A 22,305-nucleotide genomic window follows, 5' to 3' on the forward strand; every position below is an offset into this window, starting at 1 on the left:
CTCAGGCCTCCGTCCGGCCGAAGAGGTGTCGGCCGCCGTACTTCTTGTGCACAGCCTGCTTCGAGACCCCGAGCGCCTCGGCGATCTGCATCCAGGTCGTACCAGCCGCCCGCGCCCGGTACACAAGCACCTCTTCACATCCTTCGAGGCGGTGGCGCAACGCGGCCGCCTCTCGCAAGGCTTCCAGGGGATCGGGGCTGTCAGTGATCAGCGAAATGTCAACTTTAGTCACCAGTCAACCTTAGTTGACTCGGAGAGTAAGTCAACTACGATTGACTTTTGGCAGTTCCCGGGCACTGTCACGCTGCTCAGAGGCAATCCCAGGTGCAGAACGGCAGCCGGCCGGCGACCCGTGCCCTCGACCAGGCGGGGGCTAGCCGTGTGGAGGGGTACGGACGCACATCCGTACTCCTGGCCGACCGAAGATGCTGAAGACCTCGGCCGGCTCCTACCCCGTGCTGCCTAACCAGTGCGGAACCTGGTCTCGAATTCCACTACCTCACCGGGGCCGAGCACCCAGGTCTCCCTACCCAGCACCAGACTGGCTAGCGTTCACGCCTCGGTGGTACAGACCACTTGGACCCATTAGGGCCCAGCACTGCGGTCCGCCGGCCGCGCGCGGTGACGATCGGGTCACGATGGCGCCGTTGCCTAGCAGCGTGGCGCGCTCGCCTTTACCTTTGCGTCGCTGCTCGCTGGGAGCCGCGAGGAAGGGACAGATGACCACCGCCACGCCGGGCCGCCGACGCGCCGCCCTGACCGCCACCCTCACCGCACTGCTCGGCGCCGCGCTCCTGGGTCCCGCCACCGGGTCGGCCTCCGCCGCCGACGGCGAGACCTCCCCGCCCGTCGCGGTCGACGACGCGTTCACGCTGTACCACGGCGAGTCGAAGCGGCTGGACGTGCTGGCTAACGACTCCGACCCGCAGGGCGCCGAGTTGGGCGTGTGCAGGGTCAAGGGGGACGGACTTCCTGAGTTCGCCCAGGTGAAGGTGTTCGACGGCGACGTTTATTTCATCAACGACTCCTTCGGTTATAGCGATGACCTGCCGTCCGAGGTGTCGTTCACCTACTACGCCTGCAACGACGAGTTCCTGACCCCGGCCACAGCGACGGTGGCGTTGGTCGAACCGGAGCCGTTGAAGGTCACGAAGCTCGACCGGCCCGGCCGAGTGAAGTTCACCAACCCCAACGACTTCCGCGTCCGGGTCTACTACGGCGACCCGACGCAGCCTGAGCCGGCGGGGCGTTTCGGCCTGGCTGGCGGTAAGTCTGAGGTGGTCACCGCTAGCAGCCGCCGCCTGTACTACTTCGCGTTCTCGCCCCGCCGGGGCATCTTCGTAGGCGACGGCATCGTGCGCGGCATTGACTCGCCGGGCGACCGCGCCTCGACCGACATCAGCGTGCCGGCCCGGGTCGCACGCCACTGGGCCACTCTCGGCTGAGCCCGCCGCATAGGACTGAGGCCCGGCGCTGCCCTCATGGGGCAGCCCCGGGCCTCAGTGCTCCCGCACGTCCTACAGTGCGGTCGAAAGGGCGCTGCCGCCCGTCGCGGACGCGTACAGGGCCGAGTCGCCCTTCGACCTGGTTCGGGGCCTCACTCCGAGTTCAGCGCCATATGATCCGCTCGTGCCAAGGCAAGGCGTCGAGCCCGAGGGCCGTTCATGAGGCCGCGTACTCACGAGATCAGGCACGTTCTCGCACCCCTGGTGGTCGTTGCTGCGGCATCGCTGGGGGGCTGCTCCGGTGACGGCAGCCTTCCGAGTCGCAGTCTGAACTCCGTTGAAGACGTGGCTGAGGCCGCGCATGAGGCACCCGGCTTCTCCTGCGAGCAACCGCAGGGCCAGTACATATCAAAGTACAAACCAGAGCTGCTCGACCGGTTGAAGATCCGTGATCTTGTCCTCTGCCCCGACGACGGGGACATGCGCGTCGTGATGACGTTCGACACCGAGACCGAGCTCAACTGGTTCGTGGAGTCTCAGGAGGGCTGGGTCGCTTGGGAGCGGATCTTCGCACCAGTTGGCGACGGCGATAGCTTCGCCGGGGCGACGGGTTCCAACTGGCTCATCACAGGGTTCGAGCCGCAACCAGCTTTCCTGGTGGTGATGCAGGCGGAGCGGGTCGAGAGCACGACAGCTGAAGGCGCGTCGCCCGACAGCCTGTCGGGGACCATGTGAAGGTTTGGCGTTCACGCAGCCCAGGGATTCGGTCAGGATGCGGCGCACGGAACCCGCAGTGATCGGCAGCACGCCATCAGGCGCGACAGGCGCGACGTCTCCTGAGCTCGGGCGCACCAACGTGCACGCGGCGTGCCGCTGAGGCCACCTGCGGTCGCCAATGTTCTACGGTCGCGCTATGACCGAGTTCCGCCTACAGCTGGCCCTCTCGGCGGTCACGCTGGTGGCGGTTGTGATCGCTTTCCTCGTGTACGACGTGAAGGTGACCTGGTTGTCCCTATCAGTTTCTGCGTCGATAGTTGTCCTACCCGTCCTGCGAGAAGTGGCCAGCCGGAAGGTGCAGGAGTACGCCGGGTCCAAGCGCCGAGAGCGCTCGTAGTGCAGCCGTCGCCGCTGTGGCTCACCACGCCCCAGGCTGCCCGGGTGCTCGGGGTGAGCCCCAACAGCGTCGTCCGCATCGCTAGAGCGGAGGGGCTGCCGATGCGCCGTGCTGGGCAACGCTGGCTGGTGGAGCCCGCTGCCGTCGAGGACTTGGCCGCTCGCCGAGCGCGGTGGGTGTCCTACGAGGCGGCCGCCCAGTCGGCGGCGGGTCCAGCCCTCCGCAGCAGTCCGCACGAGCCGCCATCGCCTGGTCGATGGTGGCTCGTGCGCTGTCGTCGCCTCCGACATGTCGTGGGCTCGCCGCGGCAGGAGATCTCCGCCGGGTGAGCGTCCGGGCCACTCCAACGGGTGATCCTGGGCCGACGACCGACGTCCCAGAATCGGGAGGTCCGGCCCCGGGCTCACTGTTTGGGCCCGGGACCGGACCTCCTGCAGGTACCCACGAACCCCGCACCCACCGCGCCCCCGTCGCCCGCACGCAGGGAGGGGCGGCTCCGCTCCCTCCGGGACCGGCCTGGCGCTCCGCTCGCCTGTCGAGGACACTCGCCCTCGTGCCGGCCGACTCCGAACCCCTGTCGACGTGGCTGGCCGTGGCGGCGCGGGACATGCAGGGGCAGGACGGTGCACAGGCCACCCTGGATTCCGCGGCGCAGCTGACCGCCTCCCACATCGACGGCGCCGAGTCGGTGGGCCTCTCGATCGTGACGGGCACCGGGGTGCACACCCCGGCCTGGGTGGGGCAGACGGCGGTCGACTGCGACCTGCTGCAGTACGAGCTCTCGGAAGGGCCCTGCCTGAGCTCGATCTACGAGCACCGGGTGGTCGTGAGCCCCAGCGTCGGCGACGACCCCCGCTGGCCGGCCTGGGGTCCGCGGGTGGCCGAGGACCACGGCGTTCGCAGCGTGCTGGCGATCTGGCTGTCCACCGGCGGCGACTCGCTCGGGGCGCTCAACATGTACTCGTCCCAAGAGGACGGCTTCACCGAGCAGGACCGGTCGGAGGGCCTCGCCCTCGCCGCCCACGTCGCTGTCGCCCTGGCGGCCGCCCGCAACGCAGAGGACCTGGCGGCGGGACTGGACTCGCGCAGCGTCATCGGCCAGGCCGTGGGCATCGTGCGGGAACGCTTCGACCTTCCCTCGCCCGCGGCCCTCGACCTGCTCACCCGGCTGTCCACGTCCGAGGGAGTCAAGCTGCGCGACCTGGCGCAACGGATCGTGACCACCCGCCGACTGCCGGGAGAATAGGCCCCACCCGCTCCGACGTACGTGCAAGGTCGGCGTCGCGTGGGTGCGGATCATCGGATTCTCCGCGGGGCCACGCACCGTCGCTGACCGGGGCCAGCAAGGGGCGCACGACGTCGCGCGCCGTGCCGGAGCACGACGCGCGACGAGATGACGTGCGGTGAGGGTCAGCGCACGAGCCTCACCCCCACCACAGAGCGACCGGCACCGTCCAGGGAGATGACGAGCGAGCCCCTGACCGCCGCCCTCTTGGCCAGCAGTCCGCGCGCCCGCTTGTTGAGCTCGATCTTGACCGCGACGGTCCTGCCACCGGCGACGGAGAACTCGGTGGCGCCGAGGACCTCACCGCCCGACCGGAGCTTCATGGACCCGACGCAGCGGGTTCCGGCCGGCTTGCAGATCACCTTGACCGACCCCGTCCGCCGGGTCTTGTCGGCGTCGACGACGCGCGGTCGGACGGTGAGCACCGGCTCGGGCTCGACGACGACCTGCACGGTCGTCCGGCTGCCCGTGACCTGCCCGGCACCGGCGTACTCCACCACCAGCGACCGTGTGCCGACCGTGGTGAGCGGACCCACCTCGACCGTCGCCCTGCCGTCGGTGAGCGTGCCGGTGCCGACCACCTGGTCGCCGTCGCGCACGGTCACCTCGCCGGTCGGCGTCGCGCCGTCGGCGGTGACGGTCACGCGGACGTCGGTCGTGCCGCCCGCCCGCACCGTGGCGGGCTCCGCTGTCGCGGTGGTGGTGGAGGCGACGGTGTCCGGCTCGTCCAGGTTGTTGATCCGGATGTTGCGGAAGAACACGTCGTCGCCGTCACCGTGGGTCTGCAGCCCGATGTGGGACGGCAGGTTCATCCGGTTGGGGTCGGTGTCGAGGAAGTCGTTGATCAGCGCACCGTTGAGGTGGACGCGGATCCGGTCGCCCTCGACCACGATCTCGTAGCTGTTCCACTGGCCGTCGGGCTCGAGCACACGATCGCGCTCTGCGATGAGGGCCGACTGGAAGTTGTAGATCGCACCGGTCGTCTTGTTCTCCGCGTCGCTCGAGTCGATCTGGATCTCGTGACCCTGGGTGATCGGCGGGCCGGAGCTGCCCTTCGGGTCGGGGAAGCCCACGAACACACCGGAGTTGTCGTCACCGGGCTTCATCCAGTCGAGCTTGAGCGAGTAGTCGTAGTCGATCGGGTCGTCGTGGTACAGCAGGCCGAAGGCGCCCACCGACTTGATCGAGCAGTCCTCCTGGCGGACGAACCTGCCCCCGTCGCCCATCGTCCAGTTCTCGAGGCTGGCGCGGGTGCCGTCGAAGAGCGAGGTGTAGCCCTGCTCCGGCTCGACCGGCTCGCAGGTCTCCGGCGGGTCGGGGACCACGGGCGGCTCCCCCAGCGTGAAGTCGTCGAACGTCGCGACCTCGGAGCCGGTGCCGTTGTAGGCCGCGACGCCGACCAGCGGGTCGGCCAGGCCGTTGATGCCGTAGCCGTCGCCGATGGCGGTCCAGGTCGCACCGTCGTCGACCGAGTAGGCGCCCTGGAGCAGCTCACCGTCGGACCACAGGCGCAGCCGGACGTCCGTCTGCTGGCCGGCGGTGATCGGCGCGTTCGAGTACTGCAGACCGCCGTTGGTGACGCGGGCCAGCTCGGTGGTCCAGCCGCCCTGCGGGGTGCGCATGACCATGACCTTGCCGTAGTCGGTGGTGCTGCCCCACACGGTCAGGCCGGCCTGCAGGTAGTCGTCGGTGCCGTCGACCGAGACGGTGGTCTCGGCCATCCAGGTGCTGGTGTCGTCGCCGGTCACCGGCTGCAGGATGACGTTCTTGGCGTCGGTGCGGCCACCGCTGAGGTCGCCGTCCTGGGCGTCGATCTGGAGCGTGCCGTCGGCCACGCGGTAGCCGTCGGCGTCCTCGTTGAGGATGTTGGTCCAGCGGCAGGTGTCGAGCGCCGTGCCCTCGAAGGTGTCGTCCGGGTCGGTCGTCGGCTCGCACACGACCGGCTCGGGCAGGTCGACGTCGAGGTAGTCGAGGTTGACGTTGCCGTCGTCCTGACCGCCCACGTAGCGGAGCGCGATCGAGTTCGCGCCCGCCTGCAACGGCAGGTCACCGGTCCACTCGCCCCAGGTCTGCCAGGTGCCGGTGCTCGGCAGGGTGATCTGCCGCGCGGTGCCGTTGACCTCCAGCGTGAGCCGCTTCGCGCCCTCGAAGGGGTTCGGTCCGGCGGCGTAGCCCAGCGTCACCGGGTGGACACCGGCCGTGGTCGCGTTGACGGTGAGCTCGGTCGTCGCGCCCTCGCGGAAGTAGCCGGCGACGTAGCCCGTGCCGGAGTAGCCCGCGTGCTCGGTCGAGAGCTCGGCGCCGTTGGTCAGCACCCCGTCCTCGGCCTCGTAGCGGACGCCGTCCTGCGGGAAGACGCTCAGGACGTCGAGGTTGACGTTGCCGTCGTTGCCGGCGTCGAACCGGACCTCGACGGTGTTGGCGCCGGCGTCCAGGTCGACGGTGCTGCGGAAGGTGCCGTAGGTCTGCCAGGTCCCGGTGGAGGGCAGGGTGACGACCTGGCTCTCACCGTTGACGAGGAGGGTGACCGTCTTGGGCCCCTGGAACGGGTTCGGGCCGTTGGCGTAGCGCAGGCTGAGGTCGTAGGTGCCGGCCGTCTCGACCGTGATGGCCGAGCGGACGCCTGCACCGACGGTGTCCAGGCCGCCGACGTAGCCGGTGCCGCTGTAGCCGGCGTGCTCGGTCTGCACGTTGGCGCTGCCGAGCAGCTGCTGGTCCTCCTGCTCGTAGACGCCCTGGGGCGGCTCGGGAGCGACGTAGCCCGGGTAGCTGTTGAGCGTGTACCAGGCCTCCGTGCTGTAGAGCGACTCACCGTCGGCCGAGGCGAAGGGCCGCGGGGAGCGCAGGTGCACGACGCGGTCGGGGCGCAGGCCGTCGATGGCCAGCGTGACCGTGCGGCCGTCCTCCGACGCGGTCGCCGAGGTGACCTCGAGGGTCTCCTCGTCGATCTTCGGGCCGCCGTACTGGGCGGTCGGGCGGTAGCCCCACTGCTTGACGACGTACTTGCTCGCCAGGTCGGCGAGGGTCTCGGCGCCGACGGGGTGGGTGTAGGTGACCTCGAAGCCGCCCTCGACGACCTCCATCGACTTCATCTCGAACGGCGTCACGCCGCTGGGGGTGAGCTTCTGCAGGCCGTAGGTCAGCTTGCCGGCCTGCTCCCAGTTCCCGCCGCCGCCGATGCCGCCGATGATGATCGTGCCCTGCTCGTCCATGAGCACCTCGTTGACGCCGGCCTCGAGACCCTGGGTGCCGCGGAACACGGCGCCCTGGTACTCGCCGTCGACCTGCTCGAGGAAGGCGCGCTGGAGGCCGCCGTAGGTGACGTCACCGATCAGCAGCTGGCCCGCGAACCGGCCGTCCGGGATGGTCACCGGCGTGCTGGGCGAGTTGGCGATCTCGTTCTGGGGCAGCCACAGCACCGGCTTGGTGACGGGGTTGTCCTGGAACGGACCGGCCGGGGTGGTCATGTGGTTGAAGAAGCGGTCCTGCTTGACGTGGACCAGCTTGGACGCCGGGAGCCAGCCCCCCTGGTTGTCGGTCACGAACGTCTCGCCGGCGGGTCCGAAACCGATGCCGTTGGGGGTCCGCAGACCGCCCGCGACGATCTGCATCGCGCCGGTGGTGTCGTCGACGGTGATGCTGTTGCCGCGGACCTGCGTGCCGTTGAGGGTGGGCGCCTGCTGCGGGGTGGTGGTGGCACCGCCGAAGTCGATCGACACCGAGGTGTTGAGGTGGAACTTGCCGTCCTTGTGCAGCAGACCGAAGGTGAACTCGTGGAAGTTGCCGCTGGTGGGCACGGTCCACAGCGCGGTCTTGGGCTCGTCGAGGAGCCCGTTGCCGTCGGTGTCGACCAGCTTGCTCAGCTGGTGCTTCTCGGAGACGTAGTACTCGTCCTCGCCGTCCTCGTCGACGTCGACGACCGCGACGCCCTGGGGCTCACGCAGGTTGCCGACGAGCTTGGTGACGGTGACGTCCTCGGGGCCGTCGGCCGTCCTGGCGCCGGTGAGGCGGTAGAGCTCGCCGAGCGAGGTCTGGTTCACCGGGTCACCGGTACCGCCCCAGGTGGACACGATCAGGTCGTCGCCCTGCCAGGCGAGACCCGTGACCTTGGGGTTGAAGCCCTCCGGCCGCAGGTCGATCAGCTCGTAGCCGGGGTTGACGCCGTCGAGCTGGAGGCCGTCGCCGGGCGAGTCCGCTGCACCCTCGCACTCCTTGTTGCCGGGGGCGGTCACCCGGGTGACGCCGGCCGGGGTGGAGAGCACGGAGGTGGGGACGAGCGTGAAGGACGTGTCTCCCGGCTTCTTCCAGCTCAGGGTGACCTGCTGGCCCCCGCCCGCCTCGAAGTGCTCGATGAACAGGTCGTGGCTGCCTGCGGACAGCTGCACGCTGCCGGTGATCGGGTCGGCGCCGTGGAGGCCGTCGTTGTCGATGACGACCTGGTCGTCGATCCACAGCTTCGACCCGTCGTCGCTGCGCAGCTCGAAGGTGTAGGTGCCGGCCGTCGCGACGTCGAGGTCGGCGATGGCCTGGCTGACGAAGTTGTCCTGTCGACCGGCGTCACCGAAGTCGGCGGGAGTCGTCCAGTCGATGTCCTGCTGGAGGAGGTCGACGTTCGGGGTCTGCCCCTCCTTGAGGGTGCAGAGCTCCTGCAGGCTGTAGGGCACGTGGAAGACCCGCATCGTGACGCCCGGCTCGTTGCCCTCCGGGACGGCGCTGGCCAGCGCGCCGGAGCCTGAGGCCGGGGTGACCGTGGCGGCCATGACGCCGACCCCGAGAGCGGCGGCGAGCCCGGCCGCGAGGAGCCGTCCGGCTCCGGTCCGGGCAGGCGGGTGGAGGTGGGTAGGTGACACGGGGTCGTCCTTCCGGAGCATGACGGTGATCACACGGGCGGAGCCATTATGACGACGATCACACGACTTTTGTCTAGCCCTCAGTCCGAACTCCCCCGCTGCGCCCTCCGGCGGGGCGCCTCGCGCCGCGCTCCGCCACCGGAGCCGGGGCGGAGACCGGTACGAACGGTCGCCACCAGTTCCACCTGCCGAGCAGGGCCATCGAGGCGGGCAGCAGCAGACCGCGGACGATCGTGACGTCGAGCAGGAGGGCGACGGTCATCCCGACGCCGATCTCCTTGACCGCCACCAGCTCGCCGAGGGCGAAGCCGAGGAACACGATCCCGATGCAGACCGCAGCCGCGGTGACCACCGGTCCGGTGGCGGTGATCCCGGCGAGGACGGCGCGGTCGTTGGCCTCGCGACTGTCGTCGCGTCGCTGGTCCCACTCCTCCTTGATGCGCGCGAGGAGGAAGACCTCGTAGTCCATCGAGAGGCCGAAGACGAACACGAAGAGCAGCAGCGGCGTGGTCAGGTCGATGGCACCCCACGGCTCGAAGCCCAGGAGGTCGGAGCCCCAGCCCCACTGGAAGACCGCTACGAGCACGCCGAAGGTGGCCGCGAGCGTGAGCAGGTCGAGCAGGAGCGCCTTGACCGGCACCACGACCGAGCCCGTGAGGACGAGCAGCAGTGCGAAGGTCGGGAGGAGGACGAGGACCAGCGCGAGCGGCAGCCGGTCCACGGTGGCGTCCTTGGCGTCGACCAGCTCCGCGGCCGGCCCGCCCACCTGCAGCGGCAGGGCATCGAGGCTCCGGACGTCGCGGACGAGGGCTTGCGCACGTGGTCCGGCCTGCGACCCCTCCGGCACCACCTCGATCCAGGTGACGCCGTCCAGGTCGGCACGCAGGAACACCTCGTCGCTGCCGGGCAGGGCCCCGAGGTCGTCGAGCAGCGCCTGGACCTCCGGCATCCCCGGGTCGCCGTCGACGAGGACCGACAGGGGCTGGACGGCGGCCTCGAAGTCGTCCTCCACCGCCTCGGCGGTCAGCCGCTCCTCGCTCCCGGGCGTGAGCGCGGAGGCGTCGGAGTTGGCGAGCTGCAGCTGCAGCACGGGGACGGCGAGCACCAGCAGCGCGCCGGCTCCCGCCAGCGCGACGACCAGCGGACGGCGTTGGGCCAGGCCGGCCAGGACGGCGAGCGCACCCGGTGCGCGCCGCCCGCGAACGGGCCGGCGCCAGACCCACGTGCGCGTGCCGGGGGCGGGCAGGTGGCGGTGGGCGACGGCGACCAGGGCCGGGACGAGCGTCAGGCCGACCACCGTGGCCAGCACCACCACCAGGGCACCCCCCAGCGCCATGGCGGACAGCAGCGGGTCGGCGAAGGCGTAGAGACCGACCATCGCCGTGGCCACCGCGAGCCCGGAGACGAGCACGGCGCGGCCCGCGGACGCCGTCGTCCGGCTCAGGAGCACCTCGAGCGGCGCCGTGCGGTCGGCGGTGACCTCCTCGCGGTACCGGAAGACCATGAGCAGGCTGTAGTCGACCGCGAGCCCGATGCCGAGCAGCGTGACGACGTTGACGGTGTACTCGGTGACCGCGACGAGACCCGCCAACCCGGTGAGGGCCAGCAACGTGGTGGCGATGACGGCGAGGGCCGCGGCCAGCGGGAGGCCGGCGGCGCGCACCCCGCCGAGGATGAGCAGGAGCGCCACGCAGAGGAAGCCGAGGGCCGTCACCTCGCCACGGACGGTGTCGGCGATGGCCTGCTCGGCGAAGGCCCGCTCGGCCAGCAGCTCTCCGCCGACGAGCACCTGAGGCACGTCGACGAGGCGCAGCACCTCCGCCACGCGGTCGGCGACGGCGAGGGCCTCGTCCTCGCTCAGCCCGCGCTCCAGCTCGACGACCACGAGCGAGCTCTGGCCGTCGTCGCCGATGAGGCCGCCCGAGGTGTAGGCGTCGGTCACCTCGGCGACGCCCTCGAGCTCGCGGACCCGGTACATGATCTCGCTGGCCTGGCTGACGAGGTCGGTGGCGAAGAACTCCCGCCCCGCGATGACCGCCACGACGAGCTCACCCTCGGGCTCGAGCTCGTCGATGCGTTCCTGCACCTCGGTCGACTCCAGACCGGGGCGGGTGCTGTCCAACGCCTCGGTCTTGTCGTAGACCGACCCGCCGAGGACGGCGCCCAGCACGGTGACGGCCGCCCACGCGGCGACCACCCAGAGGCGGTGTCGGGCGATCCGATCCCCGAGTCGCGCGAGCACGTGTCCTCCGTCTGTCACGCCGAGCCGTGTGCGAACGGCGGTCCCGGGCGGTCTGGGCCCCGCGGGTCCCCTCCACGCCGCACGCGGTGCGGCAGGGCATCTTCGTCACACGCCCGCCCCGGGTGTCAACGACTTCCGTCCACTTTTGTTCGACCGCCGAGCAAATGGCCCCACCCGTCGGTGACAGCCCGGTGGCCGTGGCCTGCCACCGTGCGAGGATGGAGCGCATGACGCAGACGGTTCCCGCCCGCCACGTGGAGGTGGCCGCCGCCGTGCCGTCGGCCGCGCCGCAGGGCGGGGGCGACCTGCTCACCTTGATGCTCGACGGGGAGCCGCGCACCCGCGCCGACCTGATCGAGCTCACGGGCCTGGCGCGTTCCACCGTCGCCGGGCGCATCGAGGGCCTCCTCTCGACGGGTCTGCTCCAGCCCTCGGGACAGAGCCGGTCCACCGGTGGGCGACCGCCCACGAGGTTCGCGTTCAACCCCCGCTCCAGGCTCGTGCTCGCTGCCGACTTCGGTGCCACCCACGGCCGCGCCGCGCTCACCGACCTCACCGCCACCGTGCTGGCCGAGGAGATGAGCGACCTCGACATCGCCGCCGGGCCCGAGGCCACCCTCGGCTGGCTCGTCGACGTGGCCGATCGCCTGCTGGCCCGGGTCGGCCGCTCGCGCACCGACCTCGCCGGTGTCGGGATCGGGCTGCCGGGTCCCGTCGAGCACCAGACCGGCCGCCCGGTGAAGCCGCCGATCATGCCCGGGTGGGACGGCTTCGACGTCGCCGGCTGGGTCGGCGAGCGCATCGGCGCACCGGTGCTCGTCGACAACGACGTCAACCTGATGGCCCTGGGCGAGCACTCCGTCGTCTACCCGCACGTCGAGCACCTCGTGTTCGTCAAGATCGCCACCGGCATCGGCGCCGGCATCATCAGCGGCCGCCGGCTGCACCGCGGCGCGCAGGGCTCGGCGGGCGACCTCGGCCACGTCCAGAGTCCCCGCGCGGGCGACGCTCTCTGCAGCTGCGGCAACCACGGGTGCCTGGAGGCGATCGCCAGCGCCCGCGCCATCGCGCTGGAGCTCGACCCCGGTCACGTCAGCGTCCCCGACGCCAGCAGGGTCGTCCTCGAGCGCCTCGTGCGTGGCGACCGCGACGCCGTGGCCGCCATCCGCCGCGCCGGCCGTGACATCGGCGAGGTCCTCGCCTCGTGCGTGAGCCTGCTGAACCCGTCGGTGATCGTCCTCGGCGGCGCCCTGGCGGGCGGCGCACCCAGCCTCCTGGCCGGCGTGCGCGAGGTCATCTACGCCCGGTCGCTCCCGCTCGCCACCGGCGAGCTCAGCGTCGTCCCGGCGCAGACCGGCGAGCACGCCGGCCTCGTCGGCGCGGCCACCATGGCCGTCCAGCAGTTCCTGGCGCCGCAGTCGGTCGACGCCATGCTGTCCAGGCCGCCGGCACCGACCGCCCCGGCGCGGTAGCCCCGGCGGCGCACACCGCCGCCTGGACCCCGGCGGCACCCGCCCGTGGGTGACCCGGCGGAACCGGCGCAGGCGTCCCGAGCGGCGCGATCGCGCCGGTCGAGCAGCGCCAGCGCCGGCCCGACCGTCCGAGCGGCGCGCACCGGCGTACGCGGCGGCGTAGGCGAACGGGGCCCGGCGACCAGCGAACGGCGACTGAGGGCCGAACCGCTGCCGCCCCTCCGGCGCCCGGCTCGCGCCGCGCCTCAGGCGCCGCCGCGCGGTCGCGCCAGGCGGGCGTGGGCGAGCAGGAAGTCGTGGTCGGTGTAGGTGGCCGGCACGACCTCGCCGCGCGGCGCACGCAGGTGGGACGACCCGTAGACGTGCTGGATGCCGGGGGCCTGGGTGGCGGCGGCGTCGGTCAGCGTCCACATCCCTGGGGCCGCGCACGACTCCTGCCGGTTGACGTCGCCGCCGAACACGGTGGGCCCCTGCGCGGCGTACCGGCCCAGCACCTGCGCGAGCTCGACGCACTGGGCGTCGTTGGCCGCGCTGGCGCCGGCCGAGCCCCGCACGCTGAGGTGGGTCGCGCAGGCCGTGACGCCGCGCACCGTGGTGGCGCACAGCCACCGGCGCTCCTCCACGCCGAACTGGGTCGCGAACGGCTGGTCGGTCGAGGAGCGGATCTGCTCCTTGGTCAGCACGGCGTTGCCGAAGACGCCGCGGCCCTCGGGGTTGCGGCACGGCAGGGGCGCGCCGCGGTAGATCACCGTGGCGAAGCGCAGGTGGTAGCCGGTCTCGGCGGCGATGCGCTCGGCGTCGCCGCTGCACGCCTCGTTCAGGGTGACCGCGTTCGGGTCGCTCGACCCGATCTGGGCGATCGCCTCGTCGACCACCCTGGGGTACTCGGTGCCGCCGTAGCAGCCGGCCAGGCCCGACAGGCAGAGGTTCATCTGCAGCAGGCGGTACGGCGGTCCCGCGTCACCGCGGGGGCCGCTCTGACCGGCGGAGGCGGGTGCCGCCAGGGCGACGGCGGCGATCAGCGCCGCGAGGACGGACAGCAGCTTCTTCAAGGGGGGCTCCTGGCATCGGAGGGACTCGGCGGAGGCCGGTCGAGCCGGCCGCACCCGAGCCTCCGGCGGCCCCCGGCGGGTCGCAAGGGCCGCCACGGAGCCTTGCCCCACCCTTGACCGGCGGTTCACGTGCTCGTCGTCTGCTGCTCGCGCGGTCCCTGCTCGGGCACACCGCGGGCCGCCGGGCGGGTCGGGCCGCCGGCGTGTCGCTCACCACAAGCGCCCCGGGGGGCGATCGCTCCGCGCCGCGGTGGCGAACCACCTCCATGATGTTCCTCCTCCGCCACGGCACCGGTCACGCCGCCGCCACGAACGACGCACGACTGACCGACCACGTCGAGCGCCTCGCCGCCGAGCACCCGCCCCTCGAGGTGGCGACTTGCGACTTCACGGTGCGTGACCGCGACACCGTGGTCGCGCGCTTCGCCCCGGCGCTCGGCTACATGGCCCGCGCCGAGCTGGAGGTCGAGCGCAACGCGCTGGAGCTCGAGGTGCTGCTCCCCCACGCGCCCCGGGTCGACGAGCACTTCTTCCGTGAGGTGTGGCAGCCGCAGGAGGCGCGCCACGGCCTCGCGCTCGACGAGCTGCAGGTGCGCCTCGGGCTGCCGCCGGCCACCACCGACCTGACCACCTTGTCGCCGAAGATCCGCACGGTCGGCGCGATGGCCCACCTGCCGGCCCTGCAGGACGTCGTGCGGATGCTCTACTACCTGACCGGGATGACCACGGAGCGGTCGGCGCTGCTGGCCTACCACCGGCTGCAGGACGGTCTCTCCGAGATCGGGGAGACCGCGCTGGTCGACACGATCATCGCGCCCATCCGCCGGCAGGAGCCCGGCCACTACGCGTTCTACCAGCTGTCGGCCCGCGGCCTGTGGGCCGAGCTCGCCGAGTGGCAGCGCTGGCTGGTGCGCCGGCTGCGGGCGGTGTCGTTCGCCCCGGTGGCGGCCAACGACGAGGAGGACAGGCGCGACCTCGGCGACATGATGATCTCGCTGGGCATCGGCACGCCGGAGGCCAGCCGGGACTTCGCGGCCACCGTCGCCCGCACCGAGGCCGACCTGCTCGACGTCCGGTCGGACGGGCTGCGGGTGCCCGACTACGTCCTCCGCGCGTTCCACGAGTGCCTCGAGCTGGCCCACGCCCGGTCCGGGACGCCGCTGGCGGCCGCGGCCTGATCCCGTGGCGGCGCGGGCTCGCCCTGCGCCGACGGTCTCAGTCGGTGCGCACGCGGCCGTAGGCCTGCTGCAGGAAGTCGGAGCCGCCGACGACCGTGAAGACGCCCGCCCAGGCCCGGGCCCAGCGGGGAGCGAGCACGAGCCCGCCGACGTAGGCGGTGGAGATCCACACCGCGAGGCAGAACGGGCACGACAGCAGCTCGCCGACGGTGTGGCGCAGCACGGTCGACTCGTCGGGCGACTCGTGCACCTCCGCCGAGCCGGCCTCGCCCTCGAAGGTGGTGAACGGTGCCCGCAGCGGGCTGGTGACGCCCTCCTTGGTGACCAGCCGCGCGAACTTGTGGGTGGCCACGGCCCCCAGCGCGAGGTCGAGCGGGTCGAGGCGTTCTGGCAACCGGGCGCCACGGGCCGCCGCGACGGCGGTGGTGGCGGCCACGGTGCCGGTGAAGACGCTCATCGTGGCGAGGTAGCCGCGCAGGCGGTGGGGATCGTGCGGGGAGTCGGCCATGAGGGCCAGTACCCGCCCCGCGCCCGGCCAGCGCCGTCGCCCCCCGGCCGTCCGTGTGACCCGCGTCGTACGGCGGGGCGCCGCGGCCTCAGCCGTGCAGGCGCACCGGCAGGGTGTCGAAGCCGCGCAGGATGCGGGTGGTGCGGCGCTTCGCCCCCGGCTGCACGACCAGGTCGGGGAACCGGTCCCAGACGCTGCGCAGACCGACCTCGCCCTCCATCCGGGCCAGCGCCGCGCCGAGGCAGTAGTGCCGTCCAGAGGAGAACGACACGTGGTCGGCGGCGTTCTCCCGGGTCACGTCGAAGCGGTCGGGGTCGTCGAACACGTCGGGGTCGCGGTTGGCCGCGGCCAGCAGCGTGGTCACCGCAGTGCCGCGCTTGAGGCGGGTGCCGGCCACGTCGGTGTCGCGCACGACGGTGCGCCCGGTGAGCAGCACCGGCGGGTCGTGGCGCAGCACCTCGTCGACCGCGGTGGGCCACAGCTCGGGCCGCTCGCGCAGGACGTCGAGCTGGTCGCGGTGGGCGGCGAGCAGCGCCACGCCGTTGCCGAGCAGGTTGACGGTGGTCTCGAAGCCGGCGGCCAGCACCAGCCCGGCAGTGGCCTTCAGCTCGGCGTCGGTGAGCGCGGAGCCGTCCTCGGAGCGGGCAGCGACCAGCTGGCTGAGCAGGTCGGGGCCGGGCTCGCGGCGCACCCGCTCGAGGTGGTGGCCCAGCCACTCCTCGAACTCGCCGAGCGAGGCCTCCACGTGGCGGAAGCGCCGCCAGGACAGCCCGAGGTCGAGGCTCGGGGCGGCCGCCGTGCCGAAGCGGAGCACCGTGGCGCGGTCCTCCTCGGGCACGCCCAGGATCTCCGCGATCACCGTCACCGGCAGCTGGGCGCAGTAGGCCTCGACCAGCTCGACGGGACGGGCCGGGTCGAGCCGGTCGAGCAGGTCGTCGGCGATCTGCTGGGTGCGCTCGCGCAGGCCCTGCACGGCCTTGACCGAGAACACCCGGGTGACCAGCTTGCGGTAGCGCGTGTGGTCGGGGGGCTCGGTCACCAGCAGCGACGGCGGCGTCAGCGGGCCGACCGGCGCCTTGCCGCCGGCCCACGAGTGCAGCTGGCCCAGGCGCCCGCCCGGGGCGAACTCCACGCCCGCCGCGACGTCGGGGCTCGTCAGCACCTCACGGACGACGGGCAGCGAGGCGGTGACGTAGGCGAAGCGGGAGCGGTGCAGCGGCCCCTCGGCACGGATCTCCTCGAAGAGGTCGAGCGGCACGGCGGCGCCGTCGCGGGTGGCCTCGATCAGCCGACCGTGCAGGTCGCCGCGTCGGGCCGAGCCGCGGATCGCGAACGACGGCAGCGCGTGCCCGAAGGACCACCTCACCGCGGACGCCGTGGCCGTGCCGACCTGGTCCTGGATGCCCATGCCTGTCCTCCGTCGTCGCGACCGTCTCGATACCGTGCAGTATCGGATACGTGTGAGTATCGTAGCGAGGGATGTCAACCACTCCCCCGGGCCCGGACCAGCCCGCCACCGCCGCCCGCCGCAGGCCCTCCCGCGACGAGGTGCGCCGCGCCGTGCTCGACGCCGCGGCCGAGGTCTTCGCCCGGCGCGGCATCGACGCCGCCAGCGTGGACGACGTCGCCGCGGCGGCCGGGTTCACCAAGGGCGCGGTCTACTCCAACTTCGGCAGCAAGGCCGCCCTGGTCGACGCCCTCGCCGACGACCGCGTGTCGGCGTACCTCGACCTGGGGCTGGAGGCGGTGAGCGACACCAGCGTCCCGCTGACCACCCGCGCCCGGGCGCTCGGCGACCGGCTCACCCGCGCCGCCGACGAGCAGGCCGACTGGCAGCTGCTCTTCTTCGAGCTGTGGCAGCGCGCGGCCCGCGGCGGTGACGACGGGTCGTTCCGGGCACGCCGCCGTGAGATGCACGCCGCGGTGAGCGCCGCGGTCACCCAGCAGGTCGCCCAGCAGGTCGCCCAACAGGGCGTCGACGGCTCGGCGAGCCGGCCCGGGCTCAGCGCCGACGAGCTGGCCACCGTGCTGATGGCCCTGGCCAACGGATTCGCCATCGAGCGGCGGGTGGAGCCCGGCGCCGTGCCCGACGACCTCCTCGGGCGGGTGCTGGCCCTAGTGCTCGCCCCGGGCGAGCCCGACTGACCGACACGAGCCGACCGGCACGAGCCGACCGGCACGAGCCGACCGGCGGCGTGCGGCTGGTGGGCCGGGGCACCGGGTGGCATGACCACCGCCACCACGACGCTCGAGCACATCGGCACGGCGACCACGCTGCTGCGGCTGGGACCGTTCACCCTGCTGACCGACCCCAACTTCCTGCACCGCGGCCAGCGCGCCTACCTCGGCAAGGGCCTGTGGTCGCGTCGCCTCACCGAGCCGACCCGCCAGCCCGACCAGCTGCCCCGCCTCGACGCCGTGCTGCTCTCGCACCTGCACGGCGACCACTTCGACCGGGTGGCCCGCCGCGGGCTCGACCGGTCGCTGCCGGTGCTGACCACGCCGCCCGCGGCGCGCCGGCTCGGCACGTGGGGCTTCGGCGAGGCCGACGGCCTGGCCACCTGGGACACCCGGGTGCTCGAGAAGGACGGCTGGCAGCTGCGGGTGACCGCCGTGCCCGGCACCCACGGGCCGGGGCCGGTGAGCCGGCTGCTGCCGACGGTGATGGGCTCGGTGCTGGAGCTGGCGCGCGAGGGCGAGGTGCGCCACCGCACCTACGTCAGCGGCGACACGCTGCGGCGGCCGTGGCTGCGCGCGGTGGTCGAGCGCACCGGCCCGCTCGACGCCGCGGTGCTGCACCTCGGCGGCACCCGCGTGCTGGGGCTGCTGCTCACCATGGACGCCGAGCAGGGCGCCGACCTCGTCGAGCTGCTCGAGCCGCGCGCGACGGTGCCGGTGCACCACGACGACTACGGGGTGTTCCGCTCACCGCTGGCCGACTTCGTCGCCACCTGGGAGGCCCGCCGCCTGCCCGGTCGCCTGGTCACCGTCACCCGGGGCGAGGAGGTCGACCTCGCACCGCAGGGCCCTGCCGGTCCCGTGGCCGGTCAGAGCAGCGTGGACCAGTAGTCCCAGAACCGCACGCCGACGAGCACCAGCAGCACGACCAGCGCCAGCACCAGCACCAGGCCGTGCGCGTCGCGCAGCAGGCCCGTCACCGGCGAGCGACGGGCACGCTCGCCGAGAACGCCGCTGACGAGGTTGCGCAGCGTGACGTACCACGCCACCGGCACCACCACGGCCCACACCACCATGCAGTAGGGGCACAGCGCGCCGATGCTGTAGAGGCTCTGGTCGGCCAGCCACACCACGAGCGCGAGCCCGGCCGTGGCGCCGGCCTGCAGCCCCAGCCAGTACCACCGCGGGAGCCGGGCGCCGGCGAGCAGGACGACGCCGGTGACCACGAGCACCGGGAACGCCGCGACACCGATCAGCGGGTTGGGGAACCCCAGCAGCGCGGCCTGGTCGGTGGCCATCACCGAGCCGCAGCTGAGCACGGGGTTGATGCTGCAGCTCGGCACGTAGTCGGGGTCGGTGAGCAGGAGGTACTTCTCCACGGCCAGCACGAACGCCGCGACGCCGCCCACCACGCCGCCGACGAGCAGCAGCCAGGCCAGCGCCCGGTCGGCGAAGGGCGCCGACGCCGGGGGCCCGAGGGGCGCGTCGTCGTCCGGCACGTCGTCCGGCACGACCGACGGGACCGCCTGGGCCTGCTGCTGCACCGGTTCTCCTCCGCCGTCGGCCGACTGCTCGGCACCGTCACCTGCTCGCTGACGATGGTAGGTCAGGGCGGGGAGCGCCCGGCCTGGAACGGCGCCGCCCGGGTTGCCGGTACGCCCTGTCACCCCTTGGGGCACTTGCCACACCCGGGCCGTACCGCCACCGTGGGGGCCAGCGGCACCCGCCGCGCCCCACCTCCCGCGTCACGGAGTCTCAAAGGAGGCCCTCATGGTCATCGGCCTGGGCATCGTTCTCATCATCGTCGGGCTCGTCCTCGTGCTCGACGTGTTCACCCTCGACGTCCCGAGCGTGCAGGAGGACACCCTGGGGTGGATCCTGCTCGTCGCAGGCATCCTCGCGATCATCGTCTCGCTGGTCATCAACCAGCAGCGCACCCGCAGCGTGCACGTCACGGAGCGCCGCGACACCGCGCTCTGAGCCCGGCTCCCCGGCCGATGCCGGGGAGGCACCGACGACGAGGGCCCCGCCGCAGCAGCGGCGGGGCCCTCGTGTCGCGCGCGGGGACTCAGCGCTCGAGCACCCGCACCCGCTCGGGCTCGAACCCGTGGGCGATGCCGAACGAGACGGCCTGGGCCCGGCTGGCCACGCCGATCTTGCGGTAGGCGGTGCGGATGTAGGTCTTCACCGAGTTGATGCTGAGGTAGGACCGCTCGGCGATCTCCTGGTTCGACAGGCCCTGCACGATCAGCGCCAGCATCTCCGACTCGCGCCCCGACAGGCCGAGGTCGCGTCCGGGCCAGGTGACCAGCGCGGGGTCGGGAACGGCGTCGACCCCGGCCTCCTGCTCGACCAGGGCGGGCACGTGCCGCCCACCGCGGTGGAGGGTCTCCACCGCGTCGAGCAGGTCGATCGCGGTCATCGACTTGGGCAGGTAGCCCGAGGCCCCCACGCGCAGGCTGTCGGCGACCAGCCGGGCATCGACGGTCCAGGTGTAGACGGCCAGCCGGGCGCCCACCTTGCCCACCGAGCGCACCAGGTCGGTGACCTGCGGCCCCTCGCCCTGCGGCTGGGCGAAGGTGTCGAACAGCACCACGTCGACGTCGCTGACCACCGGCATCCTGCTGTCGACCTCGACGACCCGCACGCGCTCGGCGTACGGCGCGAGGGCAGCGGCGAGCCCCTTCACGACCAACGGGTAGTCGTTGACGATGGCGAGCCGCAGGGGGCGGACGTCGGTGGACACCTCAGGAGGGTACCCGTCGCTCAGAGGGGTCCGCCGCGGCCGATGACGACCCGGGCGAGCTGCGCGTCGTCCAGCCCCAGCCGCTCGGCCGCCGCGCGCAGCCGCTCGCGGGCGAGGACGACGTCGATGTCCTCGAACGCCGCCCACATCCCGGTCGCGGTGTCGATGGCGGCGCCGTCCTCCACCCGGCGCGGGCCGTCCTGGGCCTCCCGGCGCGTGGAGAAGCCCAGGTCGGCGTCGGTGACCGCGCCGGGGGCCCAGGCGTCGAAGAGCCGGGCCAGCGCGTCGTGGTGGCCGGCGAACGCCCGCGGAACGGAGGCGTAGAGGTCGACGGTGCCGACCACGCGCTGCCCGTTGAGGATCGGCATGGTGAGCGTGCCGCGCACGTCGCGGGCCGCGGTGTCGAGGCCCGAGGTGCTCCACGCCTCCTCGAGGCAGGGGTCGTCGCCGACCGTGGTCGGCGCCGGGTGCGCAGGTCGTCCGGTGCTCGTCGCGGCGCGGGCCCGCTCCCCCGGTGTGGCCTCCAGGGTCAGCACGACGTCGAGGTCGGCCATCGCCCAGCTCAGCCCGACGCAGGACGGCACCAGCCCGCGCACCCGGTCACCGAGCAGGCGCAGGCGGTCGAGCAGGTCGTCGTCCACCGAGGCGGCGTCGAGGTTGTCGACGGCCACCACCGACTCCGGAATCGGCTCCACCCTGCACCTCCCAGGTCTGGCTCCATCGTGCGATGGGGCCCTCCCGGGGGTCACCACCCCTCAGGGTGTCCGGACCGCCGCCCGTCCTGGCGAGCCTGCCCCGGTCACGTCCGGGCCGCCGGGCACGCGGGCCACGAGGCGCACCAGGACCCCCGCGGCGAGCGCTGCGGCAAGCAGCAGCGCGCCCACGCAGGCCACGGTCGCCGGCCACCCGCCGGCGCGCCAGCCGAGCCCGACCAGCGCGCCGAAGACGCTCGACCCCAGGTAGTAGGAGGCGACGTAGAGCGCGCCTGCGCGGGCCGGGGCCCGCCGCCCGACCACCGGCGCCCAGCCGCTGGCCACGGAGTGGGCCCCGAAGAAGCCGGACGTCAGCACCACCAGCCCGAGCACCACCAGCGGGAGCCGGTCGGGCAGCGTGAGCAGCAGCCCGAGGCCCATCACGCCGACCGACACCGCCAGCACGACCGGCCGACCGACCCGGTCGGCGCTGCGCCCGGCCACCGCCGAGGCCACCGAGCCGGCGAGGTAGGCCAGGAACACCAGGCCCACGACCGCCTCGGGCAGGTCGAACGGCGCCTGGGCGAGACGGTAGGTCAGGTAGTTGTAGGTGGCCACGAACCCACCCATCAGCAGCAGCGGCAGGGCCAGCACGGCCAGCACCGCGGGGTCGCCCAGCAGCGCGCGCAGGCCCGGCTCCTGCCCCGGCCGGTCGTGCGGGAGCGACGGGGTGTCCACCGGTCGCACCGGCACCGGCACGGAGCGCCAGAAGGCGGCCGTGGCCAGCAGGGCGCACAGCCCGAGCCCACCCAGGGCCCAGCGCCAGTCGCCGACGTCGACCACGGCGGAGGTCACCAGCCGTCCGCCCACCCCGCCCAGGGAGTTGCCGGCGACGTAGAGCCCCATGGCGGTGGCCAGGCCCCGCGGGTGCACCTCGGCGGCCACGTGGCCCATCGCCACCCCCACCACGCCGGCCAGCGCCACGCCGGTGAGCCCACGGGCCGCCAGCAGCACGCCGTACGTCGGGACGAGCGCGCTGAGCAGGGTGAGGGCCACCGCGAGCAGCAGGCCCACCCGCATCGTGCGCACCCGGCCCCAGCGTCCTCCGAGCCGTGTCGCGGGGATGACCAGCAGCGCCAGCACCCCGGTGGTCACCGAGATGGTCAGGCTGGCCCGGGTGGGGTCGACGTCGAACGCCGCGCCGAGCTGCGGCAGCAGCGGCTGGGTGCTGTAGAGCATGCCGAACGCCGCGAGCCCGGCCGCTGCCATCGCCAGGTTGAGCCGCCGGTAGCCCGGTGAGCCCGGCAGGTGGCCCGGCTCGCCGTCGGGGGCGTCACCGGACGTGGCGCCGGGCTGTCGGGAGGTCACCGAGCCATCGTGCCCCGGGTGGGGCGGGCGGGTGGCGCCGGGCTGCTCACGGACCACCGGCCGGGAAAGTAGAAGGCCAGGCCGCGGCTTCTGGGGGGCATCAGTCGCGACCTGGCTGACGCCCATCATGCCTGGTCTGCGCCGCCGCGCCACCCCGACCCGGGAAAAAGATGCG

At 72.9% G+C, this 22,305-nt stretch carries 20 protein-coding genes; 10 read left to right on the forward strand and 10 right to left on the reverse strand.

Going from position 1 to position 22,305, the window contains the following annotated elements; genetic code table 11:
• Nucleotide 1 precedes the first annotated feature (1 nt).
• Nucleotides 2–232, reverse strand: coding sequence for a hypothetical protein (locus tag AC4OR8_RS10615; protein ID WP_492165522.1), 231 nt, complete (start codon nucleotides 230–232; stop codon nucleotides 2–4).
• Between the two features lie 487 nt (nucleotides 233–719).
• On the opposite strand from AC4OR8_RS10615, the gene AC4OR8_RS10620 reads away from it, so the two are divergent.
• From AC4OR8_RS10620 to AC4OR8_RS10640, 5 genes are all read left to right on the forward strand, one after another.
• Complete coding sequence (locus AC4OR8_RS10620) at nucleotides 720–1,445, forward strand: Ig-like domain-containing protein (protein WP_492165523.1); 726 nt, start codon at nucleotides 720–722, stop codon at nucleotides 1,443–1,445.
• 345 nt (nucleotides 1,446–1,790) lie between these two features.
• Nucleotides 1,791–2,180: a hypothetical protein gene (locus AC4OR8_RS10625; protein ID WP_492165524.1), complete on the forward strand. Its 390-nt coding sequence runs from the start codon at nucleotides 1,791–1,793 to the stop codon at nucleotides 2,178–2,180.
• A 178-nt stretch (nucleotides 2,181–2,358) separates the two neighbouring features.
• A complete protein-coding gene (locus AC4OR8_RS10630; protein WP_492165525.1) occupies nucleotides 2,359–2,559 on the forward strand; it encodes a hypothetical protein in 201 nt (66 codons plus the stop codon).
• Nucleotides 2,559–2,888, forward strand: coding sequence for a helix-turn-helix domain-containing protein (locus tag AC4OR8_RS10635; protein WP_492165526.1), 330 nt, complete (start codon nucleotides 2,559–2,561; stop codon nucleotides 2,886–2,888). Before AC4OR8_RS10630 ends, AC4OR8_RS10635 begins: the two co-directional genes overlap by 1 nt.
• A gap of 224 nt (nucleotides 2,889–3,112) precedes the next feature.
• Nucleotides 3,113–3,805 (forward strand): GAF and ANTAR domain-containing protein, encoded by a 693-nt coding sequence (locus AC4OR8_RS10640; protein ID WP_492165527.1) that lies wholly within the window; start codon nucleotides 3,113–3,115, stop codon nucleotides 3,803–3,805.
• Between the two features lie 164 nt (nucleotides 3,806–3,969).
• Here AC4OR8_RS10640 and AC4OR8_RS10645 read toward each other — a convergent pair whose 3' ends face one another.
• The gene (locus tag AC4OR8_RS10645; protein ID WP_492165528.1) at nucleotides 3,970–8,694 is read right to left on the reverse strand and encodes a 3-keto-alpha-glucoside-1,2-lyase-like domain-containing protein; all 4,725 of its coding nucleotides are present in this window, start codon (nucleotides 8,692–8,694) and stop codon (nucleotides 3,970–3,972) included.
• Nucleotides 8,695–8,767: 73 nt separating this feature from the next.
• Nucleotides 8,768–10,891 carry an MMPL family transporter gene (locus AC4OR8_RS10650; protein ID WP_492165529.1) on the reverse strand — a complete coding sequence of 708 codons (2,124 nt, stop codon included), beginning with the start codon at nucleotides 10,889–10,891 and terminating at the stop codon, nucleotides 8,768–8,770.
• A gap of 272 nt (nucleotides 10,892–11,163) precedes the next feature.
• On the opposite strand from AC4OR8_RS10650, the gene AC4OR8_RS10655 reads away from it, so the two are divergent.
• On the forward strand, nucleotides 11,164–12,408 hold the full coding sequence (locus tag AC4OR8_RS10655) for an ROK family transcriptional regulator (RefSeq protein ID WP_492165530.1): 1,245 nt from the start codon (nucleotides 11,164–11,166) through the stop codon (nucleotides 12,406–12,408).
• Nucleotides 12,409–12,653: 245 nt separating this feature from the next.
• On the opposite strand, the gene AC4OR8_RS10660 is transcribed toward AC4OR8_RS10655, so the two are convergent.
• Complete coding sequence (locus AC4OR8_RS10660) at nucleotides 12,654–13,460, reverse strand: endonuclease/exonuclease/phosphatase family protein (protein ID WP_492165531.1); 807 nt, start codon at nucleotides 13,458–13,460, stop codon at nucleotides 12,654–12,656.
• 266 nt (nucleotides 13,461–13,726) lie between these two features.
• Here AC4OR8_RS10660 and AC4OR8_RS10665 point away from each other — a divergent pair, with 266 nt between their 5' ends.
• Complete coding sequence (locus tag AC4OR8_RS10665; RefSeq protein ID WP_492165532.1) at nucleotides 13,727–14,638, forward strand: GTP-binding protein LepA; 912 nt, start codon at nucleotides 13,727–13,729, stop codon at nucleotides 14,636–14,638.
• A 37-nt stretch (nucleotides 14,639–14,675) separates the two neighbouring features.
• On the opposite strand, the gene AC4OR8_RS10670 is transcribed toward AC4OR8_RS10665, so the two are convergent.
• Nucleotides 14,676–15,146 carry a DUF1360 domain-containing protein gene (locus AC4OR8_RS10670; protein WP_492165533.1) on the reverse strand — a complete coding sequence of 157 codons (471 nt, stop codon included), beginning with the start codon at nucleotides 15,144–15,146 and terminating at the stop codon, nucleotides 14,676–14,678.
• Between the two features lie 88 nt (nucleotides 15,147–15,234).
• Nucleotides 15,235–16,554 (reverse strand): cytochrome P450, encoded by a 1,320-nt coding sequence (locus AC4OR8_RS10675; RefSeq protein ID WP_492165534.1) that lies wholly within the window; start codon nucleotides 16,552–16,554, stop codon nucleotides 15,235–15,237.
• A 71-nt stretch (nucleotides 16,555–16,625) separates the two neighbouring features.
• Between AC4OR8_RS10675 and AC4OR8_RS10680 the strand changes: the two genes are divergently transcribed.
• Nucleotides 16,626–17,291: a TetR/AcrR family transcriptional regulator gene (locus tag AC4OR8_RS10680; RefSeq protein WP_492165535.1), complete on the forward strand. Its 666-nt coding sequence runs from the start codon at nucleotides 16,626–16,628 to the stop codon at nucleotides 17,289–17,291.
• Nucleotides 17,292–17,372: 81 nt separating this feature from the next.
• Nucleotides 17,373–18,215 carry an MBL fold metallo-hydrolase gene (locus AC4OR8_RS10685; protein WP_492165536.1) on the forward strand — a complete coding sequence of 281 codons (843 nt, stop codon included), beginning with the start codon at nucleotides 17,373–17,375 and terminating at the stop codon, nucleotides 18,213–18,215.
• On the opposite strand, the gene AC4OR8_RS10690 is transcribed toward AC4OR8_RS10685, so the two are convergent.
• Nucleotides 18,194–18,868: a vitamin K epoxide reductase family protein gene (locus AC4OR8_RS10690; RefSeq protein ID WP_492165537.1), complete on the reverse strand. Its 675-nt coding sequence runs from the start codon at nucleotides 18,866–18,868 to the stop codon at nucleotides 18,194–18,196. The two genes, AC4OR8_RS10685 and AC4OR8_RS10690, sit on opposite strands and share 22 nt — an antisense overlap.
• A 226-nt stretch (nucleotides 18,869–19,094) precedes the next feature.
• On the opposite strand from AC4OR8_RS10690, the gene AC4OR8_RS10695 reads away from it, so the two are divergent.
• Complete coding sequence (locus AC4OR8_RS10695; protein ID WP_492165538.1) at nucleotides 19,095–19,304, forward strand: DUF6458 family protein; 210 nt, start codon at nucleotides 19,095–19,097, stop codon at nucleotides 19,302–19,304.
• Nucleotides 19,305–19,392: 88 nt separating this feature from the next.
• Here AC4OR8_RS10695 and AC4OR8_RS10700 read toward each other — a convergent pair whose 3' ends face one another.
• Genes AC4OR8_RS10700 through AC4OR8_RS10710 form a run of 3 tightly spaced genes read right to left on the reverse strand, consistent with a single transcriptional unit; the run spans nucleotide 19,393 to nucleotide 22,130 of the window.
• Nucleotides 19,393–20,070, reverse strand: coding sequence for a response regulator transcription factor (locus AC4OR8_RS10700; RefSeq protein ID WP_492165539.1), 678 nt, complete (start codon nucleotides 20,068–20,070; stop codon nucleotides 19,393–19,395).
• Between the two features lie 20 nt (nucleotides 20,071–20,090).
• A complete protein-coding gene (locus AC4OR8_RS10705; protein WP_492165540.1) occupies nucleotides 20,091–20,765 on the reverse strand; it encodes a hypothetical protein in 675 nt (224 codons plus the stop codon).
• A 60-nt stretch (nucleotides 20,766–20,825) separates the two neighbouring features.
• Nucleotides 20,826–22,130 carry an MFS transporter gene (locus tag AC4OR8_RS10710; RefSeq protein WP_492165541.1) on the reverse strand — a complete coding sequence of 435 codons (1,305 nt, stop codon included), beginning with the start codon at nucleotides 22,128–22,130 and terminating at the stop codon, nucleotides 20,826–20,828.
• Nucleotides 22,131–22,305 lie beyond the last annotated feature (175 nt).

This window comes from Nocardioides sp. FY1077, from assembly GCF_058681775.1.